The organism is Halomonas sp. 707D4 (assembly GCF_024158685.1).
Lineage (GTDB): Bacteria > Pseudomonadota > Gammaproteobacteria > Pseudomonadales > Halomonadaceae > Vreelandella.
This window is the reverse complement of the sequence record NZ_JAMZBD010000397.1, coordinates 1-2887: the sequence shown is the minus strand read 5'-3', so window position 1 is coordinate 2887 and position 2887 is coordinate 1. Positions and strand designations below refer to the sequence as shown.

The window sequence follows — 2887 nt, the reverse complement described above, 5'->3', positions numbered from 1 at the left end:
GGCGATGCGGGTGGTGGTCTCGAAGAACTGCTGCTGGTGGCGCTCGAGCACCTCGGCGAGTTCGTCGTGGCGCGCTCGGGCCTGCTCCAGGCGGGTTTCGCAGGCGCGCACGCCGAGCACGTCCTTCTCGACGCTGATCTCGAGCTCGCGCACCCGGGCCTCCTCGCGGGTCTGCTCGGCCCGCAGCGCACGGCCGCGAATCAGCGCCAGTTCGCCCTTGAGCTGGTACTCCTGGGCCTTGAGGGTCTGGTAGCGCTTGGCGGCCTCGGCCTGGCGCTTCAAGCGCTCGAGCTGCTTGTCGAGCTCCTCGCGAATGTCGTCCAGGCGCTCCAGGTTCTCCTGGGTGCGGCGCATGCGGTTCTCGGTCTCGCGGCGACGCTCCTTGTACTTGGAGATGCCAGCGGCCTCCTCGAGGGTGGCGCGCAGATCGTCCGGGCGCGCCTCGATCAGCCGCGAGATCATGCCCTGGCCGATCAGCGCGTAGGAGCGCGGGCCGAGCCCCGTACCCATGAAGAGATCCGCGATGTCGCGGCGCCGGCACTTCTGGCCGTTGAAGAAGTAGTTGGACTGGCCGTCGCGGGTGACCAGGCGTTTGACGACGATCTCCGCATACTGGGCGTAGGCCCCGCCCATGGCGCCGTCGCGGTTGTCGAACTTGAGCTCGATGGAGGCCTGGCCGACGGGCTTGCGCCCGGTGGAGCCGTTGAAGATGACGTCCGCCATCGACTCCCCGCGCAGGGTCTTGGCCGAGGACTCGCCCATCACCCAGCGCACCGCGTCGATGATGTTGGACTTGCCGCAGCCGTTGGGCCCGACGATGGCGGTCATGTTGCCGTCGAAGGGTACCGTGATGGGGTCGACGAAGGACTTGAACCCGACGAGGCGGATGGAGGTTAAGCGCATGGCGGCTCTTCAGCTCCGGTTTCTGGGCAGGGATCGACACGCGACGAGCCCTGCAGGCACGGTCGTCGCTCGGGCGTCAGTCATCGCGGCTCTCCAGGCGTGCCTGGGCGGTGCGAATACCCTCGCGCAGCGCCTCGATGGTGGCCTCGTCCTCGAGACTCGCCAGGGCCCGGCGCCAGCGATCGATGGCGAGCTCGAAATCGCCGCCATCGAAGGCGTGGATACCGAGCAGGCTCAGCACCTTGGGCTGACGCGGGTCTTTCGCCTGGACCTCGTCGATCAGCGCCTGGACGGCCGGGGTGAGCCGGCGGCCGGCCTGGAAGAAGCGCAGCTCCGCGAGCTCCGCCAGCAGCGCCGGCGAGCGCCCCTCGATCTCGATCAGCCGCGTCAGAGCGGCATCGGCCCGGTCGAGCTCGCCGGCCTGGCGATAGAGCGAGAACAGCGCTCCCCAGACGTTGGGGTTGCCGGGCTGGCGCTCGGCCTCCTGTTCCATGCGTGCCTGGTACGCCGCGATGTCCGGCGCAGGTGTGCCGAGCATGTCCTGATTGATGGCGTAGAGGGCAAGATCGCCCTCGGCGCCGTTTCGCTGGTAGCCGAGCACGCAGGCCGCAAGGGCCAGCACCATCACCACGGGCACCAGCAGGCGACCGGCGTTCGGCGCCTTGAGCGCGCGCCGGGGAGCGGCGGCGGTGTCCTCGAGCAGGCTGCGCTCGAGCTCCAGGCGATCCTCGGCGAAGCGCGCCGGGTCGATCTCGCCACGCGCCCGGGCACGCTCGAGAGACTCAAGCCGGCGCTCGAAGATGGCCACGTTCTGCGCGTCGCTGCCGTCCTGCTGCTCGAAGCGGCGCTGGGCATCGAAAAGCGGCCGGGCGCGCCACAGCGGGGCGAGCAGAAACCCGAGCGCGGGCAGCGCGGTCAGGGCGATCGCGATCCAGAGCGGCGTCATGAAGACCTCTTTCGGTTGAGCAGCGCCGCGAGCCGTTCGCGCTCCTGGTCGCTGAGCGCCTGGCTCGAGGCGTGGCGCCGGGCACGCACCAGCAGGATCACCACGAACGTGGCCAGCACCACCAGGGCGATGGGCACGCCCCACAGCAGGTAGGTGCGGTTCTCCAGGCGCGGGTTGTAGAGGATGTATTCGCCAAAGCGCGTCACCATGTGATTGACGATCTCGCTGTCGGACTGGCCCTCCTGGAGGAGCTCGAACACGCGCTGGCGCATGTCGGCGGCGATCGGCGCGTTGGAGTCGTCGATCGCCTGGTTCTCGCACAGCGGGCAGCGCATCGAGGCGGTCAGGTCCGCGTAGCGGCGCTCGAGTACCGGGTCGTCGAAGGAGCGCACTTCGATGGCCGCCAGGCTCGCCACGCTCACCAGAAGCCCCGCCAGCAGGGCCAGCAGTCGCATCAGCGCCATTTTTCCACCTCCGGCAGGATGCGCGCCTGCACGTCACTCGGTGCGATGTAGCCCTTGTGGTGGTAGCGGATCACGCCGTCGGCGTCGACCAGGAACGTTTCCGGGGCGCCGTAGACGCCGAGATCGAAGCCGAGGCTCCCCTCGGGGTCGAAGATGTTCAGCTCGAACGGATCGCCGTACTCGTCGAGAAACTCGGCGCCCTTTTCGCGGCTGTCGCGGTAGTTCACGCCCACCATGCGAATGCCGTGATCGGCGAGTTCCAGAAGCTGGGGCATCTCCTGCTTGCAGGCCGGGCACCACTCGCCCCACACGTTGACCAGCGTGACCTCACCGCGCAGCAGCGTCTCGTCGACGCGGCGCTCAGAGTCTTCGAGGGTCGTGGCCTCGAAGGCGGGGAACGCTCGCGCCATCAGCGCCGAGTCGCGGGCGGTGGGATCGCGCCCCAGGCCCTGGTAGAAGAACAGCGCAATGCCGACGAACCCCAGCGGCAGCAGCAGCAAGAGCCAGCGCTTCATGGCGTCACCTCCCGAGTAGCGGCGCCCCGGCGCGTGGCGGCTCGCCGGTAGCGTTTGTC

The 2887-nt window shown here is 69.0% G+C and carries 4 protein-coding genes; all 4 read right to left on the bottom strand.

The window, feature by feature from the left end; all coding sequences use genetic code 11:
* Positions 1 to 903: chromosome segregation SMC family protein (locus BIS11_RS14230; protein WP_253586367.1), on the bottom strand; the 903-nt coding region annotated here is incomplete at its 3' end.
* Between the two features lie 76 nt (positions 904 to 979).
* Positions 980 to 1849 carry a c-type cytochrome biogenesis protein CcmI gene (gene ccmI, locus BIS11_RS14225; protein WP_253424269.1) on the bottom strand — a complete coding sequence of 290 codons (870 nt, stop codon included), beginning with the start codon at positions 1847 to 1849 and terminating at the stop codon, positions 980 to 982.
* Positions 1846 to 2313 (bottom strand): cytochrome c-type biogenesis protein, encoded by a 468-nt coding sequence (locus tag BIS11_RS14220; protein WP_253424266.1) that lies wholly within the window; start codon positions 2311 to 2313, stop codon positions 1846 to 1848. The genes ccmI and BIS11_RS14220 overlap by 4 nt, the downstream gene beginning before the upstream one ends.
* On the bottom strand, positions 2304 to 2828 hold the full coding sequence (locus BIS11_RS14215) for a DsbE family thiol:disulfide interchange protein (RefSeq protein ID WP_253424263.1): 525 nt from the start codon (positions 2826 to 2828) through the stop codon (positions 2304 to 2306). Before BIS11_RS14215 ends, BIS11_RS14220 begins: the two co-directional genes overlap by 10 nt.
* Between the last annotated feature and the right edge of the window lie 59 nt (positions 2829 to 2887).